General features: G+C 50.4%; 20 protein-coding genes and 1 pseudogene. 10 read left to right on the plus strand and 11 right to left on the minus strand.

What is annotated here, in order from left to right:
• Positions 1–83: 83 nt before the first annotated feature.
• From ACOQPM_RS13140 to ACOQPM_RS13170, 7 genes are all read right to left on the minus strand, one after another.
• A complete protein-coding gene (locus tag ACOQPM_RS13140; RefSeq protein ID WP_420629719.1) occupies positions 84–485 on the minus strand; it encodes a hypothetical protein in 402 nt (133 codons plus the stop codon).
• 94 nt (positions 486–579) lie between these two features.
• On the minus strand, positions 580–1,002 hold the full coding sequence (locus ACOQPM_RS13145) for a hypothetical protein (protein ID WP_420629720.1): 423 nt from the start codon (positions 1,000–1,002) through the stop codon (positions 580–582).
• A gap of 27 nt (positions 1,003–1,029) precedes the next feature.
• Positions 1,030–1,539 carry a hypothetical protein gene (locus ACOQPM_RS13150; RefSeq protein WP_420629721.1) on the minus strand — a complete coding sequence of 170 codons (510 nt, stop codon included), beginning with the start codon at positions 1,537–1,539 and terminating at the stop codon, positions 1,030–1,032.
• 105 nt (positions 1,540–1,644) lie between these two features.
• Complete coding sequence (locus tag ACOQPM_RS13155; RefSeq protein ID WP_420629722.1) at positions 1,645–3,000, minus strand: hypothetical protein; 1,356 nt, start codon at positions 2,998–3,000, stop codon at positions 1,645–1,647.
• A 116-nt stretch (positions 3,001–3,116) separates the two neighbouring features.
• Complete coding sequence (locus ACOQPM_RS13160; RefSeq protein ID WP_420629723.1) at positions 3,117–3,524, minus strand: globin domain-containing protein; 408 nt, start codon at positions 3,522–3,524, stop codon at positions 3,117–3,119.
• A gap of 198 nt (positions 3,525–3,722) precedes the next feature.
• The gene (locus ACOQPM_RS13165; RefSeq protein WP_420629724.1) at positions 3,723–6,665 is read right to left on the minus strand and encodes a BTAD domain-containing putative transcriptional regulator; all 2,943 of its coding nucleotides are present in this window, start codon (positions 6,663–6,665) and stop codon (positions 3,723–3,725) included.
• A 113-nt stretch (positions 6,666–6,778) separates the two neighbouring features.
• Complete coding sequence (locus ACOQPM_RS13170; RefSeq protein ID WP_420629725.1) at positions 6,779–7,159, minus strand: MGMT family protein; 381 nt, start codon at positions 7,157–7,159, stop codon at positions 6,779–6,781.
• Between the two features lie 301 nt (positions 7,160–7,460).
• Between ACOQPM_RS13170 and ACOQPM_RS13175 the strand changes: the two genes are divergently transcribed.
• The 6 genes from ACOQPM_RS13175 (at position 7,461) to ACOQPM_RS13200 (ending at position 12,997) form a co-directional block, all read left to right on the plus strand.
• Entirely contained in the window at positions 7,461–7,847 is a 387-nt protein-coding gene (locus tag ACOQPM_RS13175) for a response regulator (protein ID WP_420629726.1), read from the plus strand.
• Between the two features lie 188 nt (positions 7,848–8,035).
• On the plus strand, positions 8,036–8,842 hold the full coding sequence (locus ACOQPM_RS13180; RefSeq protein ID WP_420629727.1) for a hypothetical protein: 807 nt from the start codon (positions 8,036–8,038) through the stop codon (positions 8,840–8,842).
• Positions 8,843–9,017: 175 nt separating this feature from the next.
• On the plus strand, positions 9,018–9,563 hold the full coding sequence (locus tag ACOQPM_RS13185) for a sigma-70 family RNA polymerase sigma factor (protein ID WP_420629728.1): 546 nt from the start codon (positions 9,018–9,020) through the stop codon (positions 9,561–9,563).
• On the plus strand, positions 9,560–10,663 hold the full coding sequence (locus ACOQPM_RS13190; RefSeq protein ID WP_420629729.1) for a DUF5667 domain-containing protein: 1,104 nt from the start codon (positions 9,560–9,562) through the stop codon (positions 10,661–10,663). The genes ACOQPM_RS13185 and ACOQPM_RS13190 overlap by 4 nt, the downstream gene beginning before the upstream one ends.
• Positions 10,664–10,787: 124 nt before the next feature.
• Complete coding sequence (locus ACOQPM_RS13195) at positions 10,788–12,350, plus strand: hypothetical protein (protein WP_420629730.1); 1,563 nt, start codon at positions 10,788–10,790, stop codon at positions 12,348–12,350.
• 53 nt (positions 12,351–12,403) lie between these two features.
• Positions 12,404–12,997 carry a class I SAM-dependent methyltransferase gene (locus ACOQPM_RS13200; protein WP_420629731.1) on the plus strand — a complete coding sequence of 198 codons (594 nt, stop codon included), beginning with the start codon at positions 12,404–12,406 and terminating at the stop codon, positions 12,995–12,997.
• Between the two features lie 52 nt (positions 12,998–13,049).
• Here ACOQPM_RS13200 and ACOQPM_RS13205 read toward each other — a convergent pair whose 3' ends face one another.
• From ACOQPM_RS13205 to deoC, 3 genes and pseudogenes are all read right to left on the minus strand, one after another.
• Positions 13,050–13,481: a glutaredoxin domain-containing protein gene (locus tag ACOQPM_RS13205; protein ID WP_420629732.1), complete on the minus strand. Its 432-nt coding sequence runs from the start codon at positions 13,479–13,481 to the stop codon at positions 13,050–13,052.
• Between the two features lie 84 nt (positions 13,482–13,565).
• Complete coding sequence (locus tag ACOQPM_RS13210) at positions 13,566–14,054, minus strand: VOC family protein (RefSeq protein WP_420630534.1); 489 nt, start codon at positions 14,052–14,054, stop codon at positions 13,566–13,568.
• Positions 14,028–14,654 (minus strand): annotated as a pseudogene (gene deoC, locus ACOQPM_RS13215) (deoxyribose-phosphate aldolase); the annotation flags it as partial. The pseudogene deoC and the gene ACOQPM_RS13210, both read right to left, overlap by 27 nt.
• Positions 14,655–15,102: 448 nt before the next feature.
• On the opposite strand from deoC, the gene ACOQPM_RS13220 reads away from it, so the two are divergent.
• Positions 15,103–16,944 (plus strand): Ig-like domain-containing protein, encoded by a 1,842-nt coding sequence (locus ACOQPM_RS13220; protein ID WP_420629733.1) that lies wholly within the window; start codon positions 15,103–15,105, stop codon positions 16,942–16,944.
• Between the two features lie 85 nt (positions 16,945–17,029).
• The gene (locus ACOQPM_RS13225; protein ID WP_420629734.1) at positions 17,030–17,551 is read left to right on the plus strand and encodes a hypothetical protein; all 522 of its coding nucleotides are present in this window, start codon (positions 17,030–17,032) and stop codon (positions 17,549–17,551) included.
• 35 nt (positions 17,552–17,586) lie between these two features.
• Here ACOQPM_RS13225 and ACOQPM_RS13230 read toward each other — a convergent pair whose 3' ends face one another.
• Entirely contained in the window at positions 17,587–17,856 is a 270-nt protein-coding gene (locus ACOQPM_RS13230; protein WP_420629735.1) for a EutN/CcmL family microcompartment protein, read from the minus strand.
• Positions 17,857–18,079: 223 nt separating this feature from the next.
• On the opposite strand from ACOQPM_RS13230, the gene ACOQPM_RS13235 reads away from it, so the two are divergent.
• Together ACOQPM_RS13235 and ACOQPM_RS13240 are read left to right on the plus strand one after the other, a co-directional pair.
• Positions 18,080–19,306: a hypothetical protein gene (locus tag ACOQPM_RS13235; RefSeq protein WP_420629736.1), complete on the plus strand. Its 1,227-nt coding sequence runs from the start codon at positions 18,080–18,082 to the stop codon at positions 19,304–19,306.
• 86 nt (positions 19,307–19,392) lie between these two features.
• Positions 19,393–19,737, plus strand: coding sequence for a hypothetical protein (locus ACOQPM_RS13240; protein WP_420629737.1), 345 nt, complete (start codon positions 19,393–19,395; stop codon positions 19,735–19,737).
• Positions 19,738–19,791 lie beyond the last annotated feature (54 nt).

Raw genomic sequence — 19,791 nt, forward strand, 5'->3', positions numbered from 1 at the left:
GCAGCCATTTTAGCGCAGATGATCGGTAATCGGTAATCCGTTGTCAGTAATCGGTAAACATAAAGCCGATTACCATTCATCAGTTACTGATTACTGGCTTTAAAGTCAACGGCGACGCGCTGGGGATTGTTAGGGTCTACTTTTACCATCACCATCATGCCAGGGACAATGCGGGAGAGATCGAGTAGGTGGAGTTGGTCGCGGGATTTAACCTGGTACGGTTGGCCGCCTTCTGGGTAAACTTCCAGCACAAAGTTGACTCCCTGCATATTCCCGCCTTCGGGGCTGCTGCTGGTGCCGAAGGTGAGCCCGCTGGGTTTGATTTGAAGGATTTTGGCCTGGGCAGGACGGCCGTTCCGCAACAATTCCCGCCGCTTTGCCTTATATCGCCACACAAAAAGCCAGGGCACTATAAAAAGTAGTAGCGAACCAACCACGACCAGAACAATCCAGTTTTGGCTGAAAAATTGAGTTATTTGATCCATTTTGTCTCCTGAAAAATTATGAATGATGAGGGATGAATTATGAAATTTGCGAAATGGTTTGGCTTTGCTCAACATTGTTGGTAGCGTGCCGCATTCATAATAGCTCTTTTGATAAGTCGTCAAGATTTGTAATGGTTGGGTGAGCGGGCGGTAGGATGATGTTATGGGGGTCGGCGGGGTCTATGTGGACGGTGATGGTTTGGCCGGGCTGTAGCTGAACGAGTTGCAGGGGGCTAGCCATGATTTTGATTTCAGCTTCGTAGGGTGTTTGATTGGGGGGCGCGACGGTGAGGCGTAGGCCAAGTTGCGGGTCATTGTCGAGGCTGTGGCGCACACCTGTTTCCCAGACGTCCAAAATGGTCGCGTCGGCAGTGATGCCCTGTTGAATAATCTGTTGTTCGGCCGCTTCGGCCTGCTGCAGATTGCCGACCATGCGTTTGACGGTACGGTAGGCAAAGGCGAGCAGTATTATGGTTACGCCTGAAAAAATTAGGATGAAAATAGTTGAATCGTCCATTACAACCTCCAAAAACATCTTTTGCTTCTAGTTCAATTTTTCCAGTGAAACAATGTGCTTTTCCTCGTTATCCAAGTAATACACAGCGTAACGAGCCCCATTTTCCAATGCTTCAAACTGCTGTTTATTGAATAGTTGAAAGGTGTGATTTTTGATTTCTAGCCGATAGCGGCGAGATGCGTTGTGCTCATCGTACTCGATTTCATCTGTTAATTTGGCAATGCCCTCTGCGCGACCAACAGCGGGAATTTGTGGGGGTACGGCCGTTTGCTCACGCCGCATCCCCAACCAAACCCCACCACCAACTAGCAGCGCCAAGACCACACTTGCCAAACTCCCTATCAGCGGCTGATTGGCAGCCAGACTTATGACAATGCCCACAATGAGAATGAGTAGAAAAATGCCTAGCGGAACGGCCGTTTGCACCACCGATTGCGACCATTGATCTGCTTCTACCCACCGGGCTTGCTGGTTTGGCGATAAACGGCCGTTTTGATTTGCACGTAAATCTGAGAGATCGTATTTGAACAAGGACATCAGGTTCTCCGATGACATTTCTTTAATCCTTCGGAAGTAGAGCGTATTGCGTGTTTCGTATATTACGCACTACGAAATACGCAATACATTTTTCCAACTGGTCTGTTATTTGATGATGAATGGAATATAAACATGATTGCTAAAGTTCAAGACATTGTTTTCGTAGACAAATACATCTAACTCATCATTGTTGTCGCCGCTTACAAAATTGGGTTCCGAAGATCCGAAGGCAATAAATTGGCCATTGCCTGAAACAACTGGCAAGATGGCTTCGTAATCTGTGCCGTTGCCCAATAGTGTAACCGATATGAGCTTTGTTGTGTTGAGGTGTTGATCGTAGAGAAATACATTTTCCTCGTCGTGAGTTTCTTCGGGAGTTAATGAGTTTGCTGAGGATTGATAAGAGATGAAACGGCCGTCATCTGAAATATTTGGATATCTTGAATCACTATTCCCTTTGGAGCCATCGTCAGCGCGGGAAATAAGCGTGGTTGTACTTGTTTGCGTGTCATGGAGGAAAATGTCCTCGGTGGTGCCGTTTTCGTCATCAGCAACCAGGGTTGTGGCTTCAGAGGAAAAAGTGACAAAACGGCCGTCTGCCGAAATAGCGGGATATTCTGAGTTCCAGTTACCTTCTGTGCTGTCAGAAGCCACGGAAACGCGGCTGGTTTGCCCCGTTTGGGTGTCGTGGACAAACACATCTCTCCGGCTATTGGTGTCGTTGCTAACTAGATTGGTGGCTACGGAGTCGAAGGTGACGAAACGGCCGTCTGCTGAGATGTCTAAATCAGTCGAATAATCGTTGGCTTCTGTGCCGTCAGAGGCAATGGAAACGCGAGTTGTCTGCCCCGTTTGGGTGTCGTGGACGAAAATGTCGTATTCATTGTTGGTGTCGTTGGGGACGAGGGTAGTGGCGGCGGAGCGGAACGCGATATAACGGCCGTCTGCCGAAATGGCCGGGAAGCGGGATTCACCATCTCCTTCTGAACCCCCAGAGGAAATTGAGACGCGGGTTGTTTGCCCGGTTTGTCGATCGTGGAGGAAAACGTCCCGAGCATTATTGGTGTCGCTGCCTACAAGGTTGGTTGCCGAGGATTCAAAAGTGACAAAACGGCCGTCGCCTGAAATGGCGGGATTTTGTGAATCGCTATCTGCTTCTGCGCTGGTTGATGAGAGTGAGGCGCGGCTGGTTGTGTTGGTTTGGGTGTCGCGCACAAAGATGTCATCCCGGTCATTGGTGTCGCCACTCACCAGGTTGGAGGCGCGTGAGGAAAATGCAATGTAACGGCCGTCTGCCGAAATAGTGGCATCGTCTGAGTAGTCGTTTCCTTCTGTGCCGTCGGATGCAACAGAGACACGCACAATGTCCCCCGGTGCGGCATGGGAGCGGCTGGGCAGCACCCACAGCGCGGCGATGATGAAGATTGCCAACAAGAGTGGTTTTTTGGATGGTTTAAGCATGGTGGCCTCCAAAATTATGAATTTAGGAAGGATGAATTATGAAAAACTTGAACCTTTCCTGCGAGGATATTGCGTATTTCGTATTGCGTAGAAGCTGACGGAATACGCAATACGCACTACGATCTGGTTTCCCGCATGACCCCCACAACTAAATAGTAAGCATCCCGCCAGGCTTGTTCCGCTTCGGGCGTGAACGGGTCACCGACGGTTTCTACCAAAGCCAGGCAGAGCGCGTTGGCAAAGGTGTGGTAATGGGTGGGCTGAATGTTGATTTGGGCATGTGCCTGTCCTAGCGGTTTGAGCAACTGTTGGGTGAGGGGATACGGCCGTTCTAACCCCGCCACAATTTCTGCCAAAACAGCCATAAACTTTTGCTTGTGTGCATCAATCTCCCTGGGAAACAGGTAGCACAAACAAGGGTCAAGCCGAAAAAGCTGGTCATACAATCTGGTCACAAACAAATCTGCCTTTTTTTCTACAAGCGCAAACGTTGCCTGCACCAGATGTATTTGATGCAACTGCATGTTGTTCATCCGTTTTTATGGTTTATAGGAGCTTACAAGGGGTGCGTCCGAAAAACGTCCGAAAGAGTAGAAGGAGATTAGAAAAAAATCAAAGATTCCGCAGATTCAACGGATTTTTAATCTTTTCAATCTGTGAAATCTGCTGATAAAATCATTTTTGGGGTCTGGCTTGCCCAGGTTAGGTTATTGAGAAATTATTCAATGACTTTGTTCTTCGAGGGCTAGGGCATAAAGTTGATCGAGGGTGAGATTACGGCCGTTTCGCCAAGCCACCTGGTAATCATGTTCACCTAATTTTGTGCGGGAAAGGGCTAACTCTTCCTGCCGGTCTTGTTCATCTCGTGCCGTGAGGACAATGCTACGCCGCTGTTCCCAGGTAATGGTGGCGCTGTGCATGAGGACACAACGTTCATACTGCTGCAAATTTTGTGCCAAACTTGCCAATACGCTGGCGGCAACGATGATGGAATAGGGTGAATGGGCTTCGTGAAAGGCGGTTATCGCTTCACGAAGATAACCACTTGCTTTTTCAAGATCACCACTGTTCAGGGCAACCACGCCTAAGTTGTGGTACGCGCCACCAATGTCAAAATGGTAGCCTCGTTCTTTGCCGGATTCCAATTGCAAAAGCATGTATCGTTCTGCTTCTGCGTAATTGCCCAGCAGAAAATAGGCGATACCTATCGAACCATACACTCTGGCCTGCAACTGGACATAATTTTTAATGTCAGATGCAGAATTCTCCAGCAAATCTTGCGCCTCTTGTGAGGCAAGTAAGCCTTCTTCAAATTCACCCAGATTTTGGCAAACACCACTGAGTAGTTGCAAACAATGAATCAAGTCATCGGGGCTATTCGTTTGTTCGGCATGTGAACGGGCGGCAAGTATGTAGCTTTTTGCCATCTCAAAATCGCCCCGTTCCGAGGCTTGATGCCCAGCGGAGATGGTTAGACGGTAGCACAATGAGACGGGGAGCTGTTCTGCATGAGCCAGCACCATATCGGCGATGGGTTGGACGGTGTGTAAATCACCCGTTGCCAACCAATGGTTTTTGTAAGCTGCAATCGTTCCGGCTGCTTCGATAAGTGCCAGAGGGGCTGCTTCTAAATTGCGTATGTGTTCCAAAACGGCCGTTATATTCTCATACTCAATCTGAAAGCTGCGTCCCCAATTGGCCGCCTCGTCCGTGCCTTCTGCCTGGATGATGGCGGGTTCCCATTGGGCAAAGTAGGCTGCCAGCTTTGCCAGCAGCTGATGTTTTACGGCCGTCACCAATTTTTGGGCGGCAAAGGAGCGGATAATCCGTAGCATACCAAAGCGCAGTTCGCCCTCCATGCGGTTGGCAGCGGGGTAGATGAGGCTCTTATCGGCCAGGCTGGTGAGCAAGGTGGTGGTTTCGGCATCAATGTCGGTGATGGTGGTGAAGGGCTTGTTGAGCAGGGTATAGGCAACGGCCGTTACCGAAAACCCATCCTCAAACAGTGAAAGCCCCGCCAGAAGCTGCTTTTCTGCCTCGCTCAACAAATCGTAGCTCCACTGCAGAGCCGCTTCCAGACTGCGGTGGCGGTCTGGCACATCCTGCGCCTGGCTGGTTAACAGCTTCAGGTTTGTGGTTAGCTGCTTGAGCAGCACGTCCGGCGGAAAATGTTTGCTGCGCGCTGCCGCCAGCTCAATGGCTAGGGGTAGGCCGTCCAACCGCTGGCAAATTTGGGCGACGCTGGGGCTGTTTTGTGTGGTTAACTCAAATTGGGGGTTGGTGCTGCGGGCAACGGCCGTAAAGAAGGTGATCGACTCAATGTTTTGTAATTGGGTAATTGAGTAATTGGGGTATTGGCTGTCGTCAGTGGGCAATTCTAGTGCAGCAACGGGGTAGAGTTGTTCACCGTGCAAACTGAGAGGGACGCGGCTGGTGATGAGCAGTTGTAGCTGTCGGGCTGTTTGCAGCAAGTTGTGAATGTGGCCCACGGCGGGCAGCAGATGTTCAAAATTGTCGAGGATGAGCAGACATTGACGGTAGCGTAAATGTTCTCGTAACCCTTCTACCGTTTTGGCTGGCACGCTAAGCGCATCGGCAACGGCCGTAACCACCTGTTCCGGTTTTTGTAGCGGGGCGAGGGAAACAAAGAAGATGCCATCGGGAAAATGGGACGCAGATTGCGCGTACAGTGTCTGCGCCACGGCAATGGCCAACCGCGTTTTGCCAATGCCGCCCGTGCCCGTCAGGGTCAGCAGGCGAGCGGGTGATTTGCTGATGAGCAGTTGGCAAATTTGGGTTTTCTCATTGCTGCGGCCAACAAGCTGCCGCAGCGGGGCTGGCACTTGGTACGGAATCGGCGGCTTTTCTGCACCAGCAGACGCAGATTGAGATTCCGCTTGCGCCTCAAACCCGGCCAAAGTAAAGACGCGCTCTAGATTCTGATTTTGCTGGATGGCTTTGTAAACGGCCGTTGTCTCTGGCAAAGGCTCCACATCTAACTCGGCGGCTAACTGTTGGGCAAAATAGTTAAATTGGGAAACGGCCGTAGCTCGCTCTCCCAAAGCGTAATGCAAAGCCATCAACTGGCGCAGCACCGTCTCATTAAAGCCATCTTCGGCTAACGCTTGCTGGGCATAAACGGCCGCTTGCCGCCAATCGCCCAACCGCCACTGCTTGTTCAGTAAATGTCCCAACGCCGCGATAAACTGCATCTGGAGGCTTTGCCGCTGCACAGTCAGCCACGGCTCATCCAAATCTGGCAATAGCTGCCCCAAGTAGATGGTAATCGCCTCTGCCAGCCGCTGCTGGCGGTTTAGATGGGTAAAGGCCGCCACATCCAGCCAGTAGGGTGCGGCTGGGTTCCACTGTACCGTTTTGGCGGTGACTAGCAGCCAGGGAGCCGCTTCTGTTGTCGGGGGCAAAGCCTGGCGCAAATCATACAGATGGCGGCGCAGGCGGCTTTTGGCCTCTTTTTCGGTGGCGTCTGGCCACAGGGTAAAGGCAAGCTGGTCACGCGGGATGGCTGTGTCTGGGTGCAGCAGGCAGTAGGCCAGCAGCGATTTGGCTTTGGGCAGCGTTTTCAGGGGAAACGGCCGTTCCCCCACAAACAGCCGCATATGTCCCAATAAATAAATTTGTAATTCTGCTTCAACAAATTCACGCATCGCTAAAGTCATTTTTGCATAATATTACATGCGTTTGTCATGCCTGCGGAGGCAGGCATCCATATTTGATTGAAGGTATGGATTCCCGCCTGCGCGGAAATGACGTGAACAGATTACCGGCCCCGCAAAATATCATCCAGCTCTACCAAATGTAGCCCTTCCCACAGGTAAACAGACAGGTCAATACGGCCGTTCTCATCCACTTCCACCCCCTCTGCCCGCAAAATCTCAGCTTGTCGGTTGGCCGTCTGCTCGCGGTGGCGAATGCTGATGCGTCCCTGGCTGTTGACCACTCGCTGCCAGGGCACATTAGCCGAGGTGTAGCTACCTTTCTCTGGCTGGCGCAGGGCGCTAAGCGCGTACCCTACCGCACGGGCAGCCCGCGGATGACCCAACATGGCGGCGATACGGCCGTAGCTGCTCACCTTACCGGGCGGAATGCAGCGCACAACTTTGTAGACTTGTTCAAAGAAACCGGGAGCCTTTACGTCCATTTGCAAATCATACCGAGGTCAGGTTAAATTGGCTACCTAGAGTAACCGTCCAAGAATAATTTATTTTTCAGGAGGGACGATTACTCGAAGGTCATCCACTAATTCCAAGAACTCGTTTGTGGGTGACTACTTGGCGATACGGCCGTTTTGTTCACCAATTATTCACGATTCATTCATGTTTCCCGACAGATGCCAGTGCTATAAATCAGAGGTGAGCGCAAGCGCTTAAGGAGTCCAATGCGTATTGTTAGGAAGCGTTTCACGGGAACGCCTCACCTCTTCCTACAAATAGGAGTTTTGCATGAGTTGGTCAGTATTGATTGTAGATGATGAGCCTTTGACGCAGGATTTGCTGCGCCTAATGTTAGAGCCAGCCGGATTTCGCGTTTCTGAGGCCGAACATGGCTTAGATGCTCTGGAAAAAGTAAAAGAAAACAAGCCAGACATCATGATTCTGGACGTGATGATGCCCCACATGGATGGCATCACCGTCTGCAAAAAGATACGCAACAACCCAGAAACGTCTGACCTGCCTATCATCATGCTCAGCGGCAAGACGCATCTCAACGCTGTGGAAGAGGGCTTGGAAGCTGGTGCCAACCGCTACTTACCCAAACCAACCTCCCGCGCCGACCTGATTCAAAATTTAAATGAGGTTTTGGCAGAAACGGCCGCAATCCGCCACTGACCCCACCCTTTGCAACAAAATCAAATTAGATGAGCCACCTCTATTGGTGGCTTTTTTATTGTTTGTTGGTTGAAAACGGCCGAATTTGGGGACTGTTGAAATTGCTCGTTACTTTTTACGAGTAAGTTGCACTTTATAGGCAACAACATAACTTTCATAATGTTTTTTAGTTAAAAGGAGTCAAGAAAATGAAACAAATGATTCGTTCAAAATATGGTATGGCTATTCTGTTTTTAATTCTCATGATGCTCACCGTTGCTTGTACACCCACTGGCGACCTGCCGGGTGACACGGGAGGCAACGACAACACGCCGGGCGAAACCGATGAAAACAGCAATGATGATCCGGCAAATAGCAACGATGATGATGCAAATGCGAATGATGAAGACAGCAACAGCAACGATGATGACGACAGCGCCAACGACAGCGATGAAAGCAATATGAATGACGACGATGATGACATGAACGACAACGACGACGACGATGACGACATGAACGACAACGACGGTGATGATGACAACAGCAACGACGACGATGACAGCAACGACAACGACGGTGATGATGACAACAGCAACGACGACGATGACGACATGAACGAAAACGACGATGACGGCAACGACAACGACGGTGATGATGACAACAGCAACGACAACGACGGTGATGATGACAACAGCAACGACGATGACGACATGAACGACAACGACGACGACGACATGAACGACAACGACGACGATGACAGCAACGACAACGACGATGATAGTGACAATGACAACGACGGTGATGATGACAACAGCAACGACGATGACGACATGAACGACAACGACGATGACAGCAATGACAACGATGGTGACAATGACAACGACGGTGGTGATCACAACAGCAACGACGATGACGGTAACGACAACGACGACGGCAATGACAACGATGATGATGACGACAACGACAACTCTGGCGGGGGCGACGATGACGATGATGACGACGACGATGATGACTAAATAATTCATCAATCATCTTTTGAGTCTTAGAAAGTGATGAAGGAGGTCTGTGAAAAGACCTCCTTTTCACAAATTACCTTCATCGTCGCGGTCGTGGCATTGGTCTATAATTAGGGGCTATGCTGCGGCAAATTATTTTACCTGGCCGCGCACAATCTTTGGAGTTTCTGGAATCGTGCAGGATGAACTTCTGTTGCTACATCGTGCAAAATCATATGATCAAGATGCTTTAGCCCAAGTGCACGAGCAATATTACGGTGCGATTTATCGTTACATGACGTTTCGGGTGAATGATTTACAAACGGCCGAAGATTTAACGAGCGAGGTGTTTGTCCGATTTTTACATGCCATCCAGCAAAAGAATGCACCGCAAAAAACAATCCGAGGTTGGTTGTTTGGCACCGCTTCGCTCATTTTGAAGGAGCATTACCGTAAAAAGAAACGGTCTCAGTTAACTGAATTGACCGAGGCGTTGCCGGGGGAAACGGCCGTACCAACCGAGAAGTTGGAAGTACAGGAAAGTAAAGAGGCCTTGCGACAGGCAATGGCCAATCTAACCGAAGAGCAACGGCAAGTATTAGCCTTACGATTTGGTTATGAAATGCCCGTGCGCGACGTAGCGGAAACAATGAACAAAAGCGAAGGGTCTGTCAAAATGTTGCAGATGCGTGCCATCGCAGCCTTGACCCGAACGATGACAGGCTCGGAGAGACGCGAATGAACAATGTACCAGAGGCTTTGCTGCAAGAAAGTTTAGATTTGCTAGAGCAAGGCGAAACGGTTGAAACAATCCTGACGCGCTACCCGGAACATGCCGCAGACTTACGGCCGTTCCTGGAAACGGCCGTCCAGCTAACGACTCTAGCTCCTCAACCATCGCTGGCTGCCAAGCAAACCTCACAAAAAGCGTTTTTGGCCCATGCCGAAAGCCTAAAAGTGAGCCCGGTACGGCCGTCTCCCTGGTATCGCCTGCGCCAAATATTGCTCCCCATCGCTTCGCTGGCTTTGGTATTGATTTTGTTTGCCACAACGGCCGTCTCGGTTTCTGGGTCGGCCATTCCTGGGGATGCCCTGTACTCGGTGAAGCGACTGGTGGAAACCGTGCGGCTAAACTGGGCAGATGATCCAGAAACGGCCGCTACCTTAGCAGAAACATACCGCCAGGAACGCATCCGCGAAGTACAGGCTCTGCTGCGTACAGGCCGCAGCGCCGAGGTTACCTTTGAAGGTGAAGTGATGGCCATTCAACCCAATGAATGGCTGGTGGATCTGATTGAAGTCCAACTGGACGAGGCAACCGCCATCGAAGGTCAGCCGCAGGTGGGTGAACAGGCGCGGGTAAACGGCCGTGCCGACAACGGCATCCTAGCCGCTACAACCATCATCATGCTCACAGGCACATCTGTCCCAACCGAGCCAGAACAGACGCCAACGACCGTACCAACGGCAACAGTTGAGCCAACCGCCACAGTTACCCAAGAGCCAACGCCTGAACCAACGGAAACGGCAAACCCCACTTCAATCCCAACGACGGAGCTTACAGCGACGCCAATGCCAACCACAACCCCAGCTATCACGGAAACGCCAACTGGTGCGCCGCCACCATCGGCCACCCCGCCGCCAACTCAGCCTCCGCCAGACGATGACAACGGCAATGATAATGGCAACGATAATGATGATGATGACGACGGGGACAATGGCAATGGTAATGATAACGACGGTGATGAAGATAGCAACGACAATAGCGGCAATGGCAATGATAACGACAACGAAAACGACGATAATGACAATGACAACGATGACGACAACGACAATGACTAGGATGCGCTAATCCCTCTTGTATTTTGCTTGCAGCCCTAGCTGCAGGCATAGTAACGTCCGGATTTCTGGGCGTTACTTTTTTATGGCCAAAGTCACTTACAAGTATCAAGAATTTGGAGACAAAATGATGCAAGTGACAACCCGTATGACCACCCAGATGCAAACAGTAAAAGCGCGTATTCAGACAAAATGGGATGAGAAAGTTGTGGCAACGGCCGTTCTCCTCTTCCTCGTTTTCATTACTGGTTTTGCGGTTGTGCAATACGCTACGCCCGGCCTGGCAGGCAACGATGGCTACTACCACATGAAGATGGGCTACCTCATCCGCACCGAGGGACTTACGCCAGATTTTCCTTACCTACCCTACACCATCCTCAACGAAGCAGCCTATTATGACCACCACCTTCTGTACCACCTGTTCCTGGCAATTTTTGCCACCACCGATCCCGCACTGGACGGCGGGCTGGCGTTGACGCAGGGAGCCAAACTGGGCAGTATCATCATGCCGTCGCTAGCGTTCTTAGCGATTTGGTGGCTGCTGCGTGGGCAAAAGGTGCCGTATGCGGCCGTTTGGGCCGTGGGTCTCTTTGCCGTTTCAGAAGCGTTTTTGTACCGAATGAGTATGCCGCGTGCTCAATCACTATCTCTGCTGCTGCTGGTTCTGGGGCTGCACTGGCTGTTGCAAGGGAAGTATAAGCTGTTGCTGCCGCTGGGCTTTGTCTTTGTGTGGGCCTACAATGCTTTCCCGCTGCTGTTGGTTGTGGCAGGCACCTACGCTATTGCCGCCTTTATGCTAGAGCGACGCATTGCCTGGCAAGCGATTGTCTATCCGGCCGTTGGCATTGGGCTGGGGTTAATCATCAATCCCTACTTCCCCCAAAATATTGAGTTCATTGTGGGACATCTGCTGCCCAAAGTGGGCGAATCTAGTACGCCAGTGGGTAATGAATGGTCGCCCTATCGCACCTGGACGCTGGTAACAAATTCTGGCGTGGCGTTTACGGCCGTTCTGGCAGGCATCCTGGCGTTGGGCTGGCGCGAAAAGCGGATTGACGGGCCCACATTGGTAGCGCTGGGGCTGATGGTGCTGTTTGGCTACATGCTGTTTGAATCGCGCCGCTTTGTGGAATATTTTCCGCCTTTTGCACTGATCTTTTTTGCCTTGAGTGCGGCTCCGATTTTGCGGGAGTGGCTGGAAAAGTGGGGTGAGAAACGGCCGTACTTGCACCAACTAGCTCCCCTGATCCTGCTTCTGCTGCTGGCTTACCCGCTTTACGTTACGCTGAATGACGCCCGCGGATTGCTGGCCGACAGCAAGCCCGCCGACCGCTACGCCGACGCCACCATCTGGCTGCACGACAACACGCCAGCCGGTACAATGGTTTTCCAAACGGATTGGGATGATTTCACTCGGCTCTTCTTTTACAATACAAACGCTATCTACACGGCCGGATTAGACCCCACGTTCATGGAACTGGAAGATGAGGCGTTGTTCAACCGCTGGGTAGACATTACGCGGGGTCGTGTAGAGCAGCCGGGTGCTGCTATTCGGGATGAATTTGGTGCCGCCTACGTTTTTAGCGACTTGAACCACGACAACTTCATGGAGGAAGCGGAGGACGATCCGCTGCTGCATGAACTGTACCGGGATGCGTACGCGGTGATTTATCGAGTAGGGGAACAGTAATCGGTGGTCAGTAACTGATTACTGCTCACTGAATACCGATTTCCGAGCAAGTTATGTCAACTGTTGAGGCTGAACAATTCGATCGCGGAATGCGCTGGATGGAGCGTTGGGGAATTGGTCATTTGCGGCGGGAACTGCTACATGATGTCACGGGGCAGGTGTTGGAAGTGGGTGCAGGGACGGGTGCCAATTTGCCACTTTACGGCCGTTCCGCCTACACTACACTCATTGACATAAAATCAGACCGCTTGCTTCTTGCTCGACAAAAATCGGGCGAATCCGACACACCCGCTAGCTGTGCTGACGCACAAAAGCTGCCATTTGCCAGCAGCCAATTCGATGCCGTTGTCGGGACACTGGTTTTTTGCTCCATTCCCCAGCCGGAGCTTGCCTTGGCAGAAATCAAGCGGGTGCTTAAGCCAGACGGCCGTCTCCTTCTACTCGAACACACCCGAGGTCACGGCCCCATCTCTCGCCGCTTCACCGATTGGCTGCAACCGCTGTGGTTTGCTTTGCAAGGGGAGTGCCATCTGAATAGAGAAACGGCCGTTGCCGTACAAATCGCGGGCTTCACTATTGAACACAGTTCCGTTCACGGCTACGGGCTGCTACAAATGATGAAAGCGTCTATTGCCAGTAATCGGTAATCCGTTATCTGTAATCAGTACCTGTCACCGATCACTGTTTACCGATTACCATTCACCGTCTGCTACTCACCACCCCATACGCCAAAAACACAATCCCCAGACCAATGAAGACCCAATTACCATCGTAAAGACCGAATAAAACCCCTGCCAGCCCCATCATGCTGTTAAATGGATTGTCGCGCAGCGATTGCCACAGGGTGGGCTTGGGCACGGTGTAGCCTAGGGATTTCAGCTTCTTTTGCAGAACGGCCGTACTTGGTTCCGTCAATGTGCTACCATCCGGGAAAATTAGCGTGGGTACGCTGGCATTGCCGTCGTTGATGGCCATCACCTTGCCTCGGCTCTCCGCATCTTCAGTGATGTTGATGTAGTCGAAGATCACCTGCGCCCGCTCCAGCATCCCGCGCACGGGTGGCACCATTGGGCAGGTGGGCGTACCATACATCAATACTTTTTCAGTTTGAGTTGAGGTTGAATTCTCCATAGCTTTTATAGAGTACCGCAGGCAAAGAAAAGTTACGAGCGCGGGTAGTTACTGAAAACCGATTACTGAATACTGCCTCACTGCTTAATACGCCGTGTCCGCTTTTTCCTGCATCTTGCGCCAAACGCGATGGTAATGACGGCCGTCCATCAGTTCCAAGCTGTTACCGTCCGGGTCGCGGAAGTAGATGGAGTGGGTGCCCAGCGACCAATCCTGCTCATGCTCAATCTCGATGCCGTGCGCCAGCAAGCGAGCGCGCCAGCCATCCATTTGCTCTGGGGGAATAGCCAGGCAAACATGCCCCTGCCCGCGTGCGCCATGTGCCGGAATGATGCTTTGGCGCGTCGCTAGCTTATTTATGTCAAATAAAATCAGGGTCGAGTTTTGCCCCGTTTGTAAGAAGATGGCATCTTCAAATTGTGCGCTGATAGGTAGACTCAATACCTCGGTGTAGAATTTTTCGGCGTGGGAGATGTCGGTTACGTACAGCACGGCCTCAGCCACACTCAAAATTTCCGTGCCGCCACGCGTTGCTGCCTCAGCCTCCTGCAAAATGCGGACGCCACTGCTCACGCCCAGGCGGTTAGCGCCAGCCGCTACCATGCGCCGCGCGTCGTCCAGCGAGCGAATGCCGCCTGATGCCTTGACCCCCATTTGCTGCCCGACGGTGTGCCGCATCAAGGCTACATCTTCTACCGTAGCTCCGCCGCCGCTGAAGCCTGTTGAGGTCTTTACAAAATCGCTCCCGGCGTCTTTAGCAATTTTGCAAACGCGCACTTTTTCTTCGTTAGTGAGGTAGCTGGTTTCGATAATTACTTTACATAATACATCGTTTTGGTGGCAGGTTTGGGTAACGGCCGTAATCTGCGCCAACGTAAATTTATCATCCTTACTTTTTACCGCCCCAATATTGATCACCATATCAATTTCCGTCGCACCATTTTCGATGGCTGTCTGCGCTTCAGACACTTTCTCTTTGGTGGTGGTGGCCCCAAGCGGAAAACCGACCACGGCACACACCTTCACCGCGCTGCCTTGTAGCTGTTCTGCGGCAAAGCGCACATTTGTTGGGTTCACACAAACCGAAAAAAAACTGTGTCGGATCGCCTCGCGGCAAATTTGGGCAATCATCGCCTCGGTTGCGTCTGGTTTGAGCAAGGTGTGATCAATCATTCCCGCCAGGCGGGTTGGATCTTCATCAATAAGCTGAATGAGCTGTTCTGTTGTTGCTTCAGATAAATTTGTCATGCTATTTTCCTCTGAAATACGAGTTCGTCGTTTTGAAACCACTTAAGACTTACGCAATTTACGCGCTGTGGCAGGCGTCTCGCCGTGCCACCTACCCGGTACGGTCAGGAGAGCAGCCCTTCGGGACTGAGAGGCGGCTGGAGCAACTGCGTAAGTCCTGCCACTTTTACTTGTCGTTCCCGTGAAAACGGGAATCCACTTTTCATGACGCATGGATGCCCGCGCAGGCGGGCATGACAAGCTGCGCCAAGCATAGCACCAGCTAGCCGTCAGGCAAACCAAAAGATTGGCTCAATTTGAGCCTGATGGTCACTATCTTTTCACAAAATATATGCTTGACCCGCGATCTATCATCGTGTAGGATTCTGCACACATGAAACAGACCTCTCTTACTGGCCTAGTCCTTACGTTACTTATGTTACTGTTGGTGCTTATTGCGGCTTTTGTTTTTTTGTTTCAGGGGCGGCAAACGGTGATTGACCAGCGGGACAATTTGGAATCGGAAACGGCCGATCTCCAGCAAGATTTAGCCCAAACTGAACTCGATTTGGCGGCGGTGGAAGCAACCCGCGCCATTACAGCCGATGCGCTGGCCACGGCCGAATCAAACGCGCTTTTGCTGGATGGCGAATTGGTACACAGTCAGCAGGAAGTGGATGCGCTCACCGCACAGCTTGACGCTGCTAGCCAAACCATCACAACCCTGCAAGATGAGCAGGAAGCGGTGTTGGCACAGCCGCCGGATGTGGCGATTTTGTCCCCGGCAAACGGCCGTTTGCTATCGCAAGGTGCTCTGGTCAACATTGTTTTGGTTGCCACCGATCCCAAAGGCATCTCCTCTGTGAATCTAGCCATCAATGAAGAGCCATTTGAAACTTACCTGCCGAACAATGAAACGTTGTTTACGGCCGTTGCTCCCTGGGAACCAGCTGTGCCAAACGAGTACGTGATCCAGCTAACGGCCGTCAACAGTGAAGGCATTACCAGCCGCAGCGCCACCGTGACGGTGACGGTGGCTTTGGCCGATACGGTGAGCCGCCCTGCCAATGACAGCAACGCTGGTTTACGCCAAGACATTGCCGAGTTGGTTAGCGGTCTGCGCCAGTTGCCCATCCCAGATGATCTGAACGAGCTGCTAGTTTCTGGCGTGCAGCTACGCCAGGCGCAAACGGATGTGGCGCGGACATTGGTAAACGGGCCGATGTGGCTAGATGCCGGGCTTATCGGCCAGGCGTTTGATTTTGCTCCGGCAGAATTTGATTATGAAGATATGTTGGCACTGGCTGGTGGCGATTCGACCCCTGCATTTTATCAGCCGCTGTCTGGCGAGATGCTGCTGATTGAGCAGGCAGACACGCTAACGGCCGTTGCCCAGCTAGGGTACGTACGCCAACTGCTTTACCTGCTCCAAGACCAGAATTTTAGCCTGGATGCGCTATACACCGGGGAACTAACGCTTGATGGGGCCCTTGCGCTGGCTGCGCTGAGTGAGGGAGAAGCAACAGTTTTGCAGGAAAATTTCCTCACGGCGCGCTACTTGCCCTTAGAACCAGCCGTCATCCCTGAAACCTTTGTGCTGGATACGGCCGCCTTCGCCGACACCCCTACCCCCATTGCCAACTGGGTGCGGTTTCCCTACGAATTTGGCGACGACTTTGCCCGCACCCTGTTTGAATCTGGCAGCTACCCTGCGCTAGATGAGGCATGGGCCAATCCACCACAATCTACTGAGCAAATTTTGCACCCGGAACTGTACCAGGAACAAGCGGGGCCCCTACTGGTAACAATTCCCGATTTGGTGCCTGTTTTGGGGGATGCGTGGACGCTGGCAACGGAAAATGTGCTGGGTGAATTTTTGCTAGGGCAATATTTATTGCAGCAGCTAAACGAGACGCAGGTGGAAACGGCCGTAACTGGCTGGGGCGGCGACCGTTTTGTCATCTACACCAATGAGGCCGACGACAGCTTTGCAATGGCGCTGCACACCGTCTGGGACAGCACCGAAGACAGCACCGAATTTGCGGCCCTCTACCCCAACTACCCCACGCGCCTTTTTATAACGGGCGGCGAACTGCAAGAAAATGGCGGCGAATGTTGGCCAGGCGAGGACGAATTCATTTGCCTTTACCAATCTGAGCAAGAAACCCTCATCGTGCGCGGCCCAGAGCTAGAACTGGTTCTCGATGTCGTTGCCGCCATCTTCCCTGCGGAATAAGAACAATTAGAGATGTTGTAAATTGCCATTACCCTGCTGAAAGAATGTCAAAGCATTTGATTGTCGTTGGCCGAGGTCTGCAGAAATGGATAAAAGACAAGAGTTATTGCTTGAAGAATACAAACTATGTAAATCCAGAGTAGCTAGAATTGACAGTATGATATGGCAAATCGCAGGAATTGTATTCCCAATCACATTAGCTGGGTTAGGGTTACTGGGGGTCGTTTCTCAGCACAATTTTGAAACGTTTTTTACGGTTCTAGTTACAGGAGTAGGCTCAATTTGTCTTTTGCTAACGTGGTATTTCATTTCGCAAAGATGGTATGCACATCAGAAAATCACACTTCATAGAATTGTTGAAATTGAACCCCAACTTGGATTTTGGATATTTAGATATAACAGATATCTCAGATTATCTCAGGAAGAAAAGAAAAAGTTTCTTGAAACGCTCTCCCCAGAAGAAAAAGAGCAGCTTGAAGAACTGTCTGCTAAACACAAAAATCTCTTTCCTAATTTCACATTCCGAAATAGTCGAAAAGCGATTACAGCCTTATTCATTCTTGGGTGGGTAGTTCTCATTGTCAGAGAAATGATTATGACTTTTTAGTTAAGCCCAAAAATTAAACTGAGAGATGTTTGAGGTTACAGAATTTGTATGTCGTCCACAATGCCAACGATGACGGCGCGGATGGGTGCGACTTTCATGTTAAGCACTTGGCGTGCACCGTTGCCTTCATCTAGCACCAGCACCGTGTCCCCCACGCCTGCTTGAGCCATGTCTACGCAGATGTCATAGCCGCCGCTGGACTGCCCATCTTCCCCCAACTTATCCACAATGAGCAGTTTACGGCCGTTAAACGCCGCATGTTTAATCGTTGCTACTACCGTGCCTGAGACGCGTCCAACATACATAAGCTCGCCTGATTCCTGATTTTTGCTTCTAAAACAGCAGAACTTACCCATTGTGATGAAATCTAACAGGTTTTGCAAATGATTGTTGTTTTCAGCGGAAATCTGTCAGGTTTTCGTAAGTTCTCAAAAATCAATTTTGAATACAGAACAACTATACTGTTTTTATTCTGAGTTTCAAACTGTATTAGCCCGAGCAGTAGCGTACCTCATAAGGAGAAGATGTATGTCATTCAAGCACCTGTTTCTCCGCTTAGTTTTTATCCCGGTTCTTCTTATCTTGGTTTCTTGTGGCGGGACTGACTTACCCCCAACCGTATCTTCGCAAGATGTAACAGTAGTAGGTTTAGCAGACAGAACACCAAACAATATAGATATTCGTATTGACTGGGTAGAGATCGGTGAAAATATTGGGGATTTAGTCGGACAAGGTGAGCTGACGTTGGAACTGCTTGTCATTCGAGAGAATGGTGATTCCAGAGTTTTAGAGGCTCCAGGATTAAGAGAATATAAGATCGACGGCAATAATCGAATCTTTCTGGAAGGTTTTTCTTTAACAGTCAACGATGTTGCGCCAGACGAGAAAATCCTCGTTTATCTAATTGCCTTTGAAAATGATGAATTAAGCTTTTTTGCTGGACGAGGAGCCTCTTTAGCCCTGGAGGGCGCAGCAGAGGCTCTTGAACATGCTATCGAAAAAGGTCTAATTGCCGGGAAGGCAATAACGAATACAACATTGTTAGGGATTATTTTGAATACGGTTACAGGTGGTGCGTTAGAATGGTGGCAACAGGCAGAAATTATTGGTGGATATGGTGTGTTACTAGAACCGGAGAACAATTGGCAGGCAAATTTAACAATTGAAGGTGAAAGTGATGATGGTAATTTGCTTTTACAATATTCTATTTTGCCCCAATACACACCCCAACAAAACGAAGAAGCTGCTGATGGTGATGAAGGTGTGCCAGATGAAGAAACATCTAATGCAGAAGAGCCTAAAAACACGCCTGAACCTACGAGAAGGACAATCACAGCGACTGCAACCCCACGGGTTCTGCCTACAGCAACGTCTATCCCTCCAATTTCACGTTTGATTCTGGTTAACGCTGATACAAACCAAGATATATTTACGTTGTCCAATAATTCCCAGATTAATCTTTCGTCGCTATCAACAAGAAATCTGGATATTCGGGCGGAAGTGAGCGCGAGCGCAGATTGGATACAAAGCGTTATATTTTATTTAGATGGTCGCCAATTTGAAATGAATGGCAGAGACGCGGAAAATGCGCCACCTTATGCGATGGCAGGCGATATCAATGGAGATCACTACAATAACTGGAACTGGGAAAATATGGTGGGTACTCATACAATTTCAGCAAAGGCTTGTTCTGAGCAATATGGTGCAGGGTTCTGCAGTCAACAATTGACAATTTCTATTTCCGTTTCAAACTAATCTTTTATTTTATAAGAGGTATTGGCAGATATTTTGCCCTATGCTATCCTGTCACTATTGTTTGGTTCAGCACTCGGAGAAACAAGGTGATTTTTGCAGGCATTGTTGGTGCAGGATTGGTGTGGGGCTGGTTGCTCGTTTTGTTTGTGGATCAGCGTCCACTCAGAACGCGTACCCAGCCTGAGCCTGAAACCAAATCCAAATTCTCCAAACTGGTTCACTATTTCAAACTGTTTTTGCAAAAGTGGCAGGTTGAGCGACGGCCGTATCTAAACCTCCTCGCCGTTGCCATTTTTACCATTTGGTTTGCCTGGCTCATTTACTCATTTACCAGTACTGTGCAGCTCATTATCTTCTTTGTTGCCCTCATCATTGCCTTTGCCATTCATTTCGCCTGGCGGCAGCAGCTTCGCCAGAACCAAAAAATTTAGCCACAGAGAACACAGAAGTTTAAGAGACAAATCTCATAATTCTTTGTGTCTTAC

Source organism: Candidatus Leptofilum sp., from assembly GCF_965223525.1.
Lineage (GTDB): Bacteria > Chloroflexota > Anaerolineae > Promineifilales > Promineifilaceae > Leptofilum.

Coding starts and splice junctions, on each gene's coding strand:
- ACOQPM_RS13160 (WP_420629723.1), bottom strand. CDS start 3,524: ATGCAGTTGCATCAAATACATCTGGTGCAGGCAACGTTTGCGCTTGTA.
- ACOQPM_RS13235 (WP_420629736.1), top strand. CDS start 18,080: ATGTCATTCAAGCACCTGTTTCTCCGCTTAGTTTTTATCCCGGTTCTT.
- ACOQPM_RS13180 (WP_420629727.1), top strand. CDS start 8,036: ATGAAACAAATGATTCGTTCAAAATATGGTATGGCTATTCTGTTTTTA.
- ACOQPM_RS13230 (WP_420629735.1), bottom strand. CDS start 17,856: ATGTATGTTGGACGCGTCTCAGGCACGGTAGTAGCAACGATTAAACAT.
- ACOQPM_RS13225 (WP_420629734.1), top strand. CDS start 17,030: ATGGATAAAAGACAAGAGTTATTGCTTGAAGAATACAAACTATGTAAA.
- ACOQPM_RS13195 (WP_420629730.1), top strand. CDS start 10,788: ATGATGCAAGTGACAACCCGTATGACCACCCAGATGCAAACAGTAAAA.
- ACOQPM_RS13170 (WP_420629725.1), bottom strand. CDS start 7,159: ATGGACGTAAAGGCTCCCGGTTTCTTTGAACAAGTCTACAAAGTTGTG.
- ACOQPM_RS13200 (WP_420629731.1), top strand. CDS start 12,404: ATGTCAACTGTTGAGGCTGAACAATTCGATCGCGGAATGCGCTGGATG.
- ACOQPM_RS13190 (WP_420629729.1), top strand. CDS start 9,560: ATGAACAATGTACCAGAGGCTTTGCTGCAAGAAAGTTTAGATTTGCTA.
- ACOQPM_RS13220 (WP_420629733.1), top strand. CDS start 15,103: ATGAAACAGACCTCTCTTACTGGCCTAGTCCTTACGTTACTTATGTTA.
- ACOQPM_RS13155 (WP_420629722.1), bottom strand. CDS start 3,000: ATGCTTAAACCATCCAAAAAACCACTCTTGTTGGCAATCTTCATCATC.
- ACOQPM_RS13145 (WP_420629720.1), bottom strand. CDS start 1,002: ATGGACGATTCAACTATTTTCATCCTAATTTTTTCAGGCGTAACCATA.
- ACOQPM_RS13205 (WP_420629732.1), bottom strand. CDS start 13,481: ATGGAGAATTCAACCTCAACTCAAACTGAAAAAGTATTGATGTATGGT.
- ACOQPM_RS13150 (WP_420629721.1), bottom strand. CDS start 1,539: ATGTCCTTGTTCAAATACGATCTCTCAGATTTACGTGCAAATCAAAAC.
- ACOQPM_RS13165 (WP_420629724.1), bottom strand. CDS start 6,665: ATGCGTGAATTTGTTGAAGCAGAATTACAAATTTATTTATTGGGACAT.
- ACOQPM_RS13175 (WP_420629726.1), top strand. CDS start 7,461: ATGAGTTGGTCAGTATTGATTGTAGATGATGAGCCTTTGACGCAGGAT.
- ACOQPM_RS13140 (WP_420629719.1), bottom strand. CDS start 485: ATGGATCAAATAACTCAATTTTTCAGCCAAAACTGGATTGTTCTGGTC.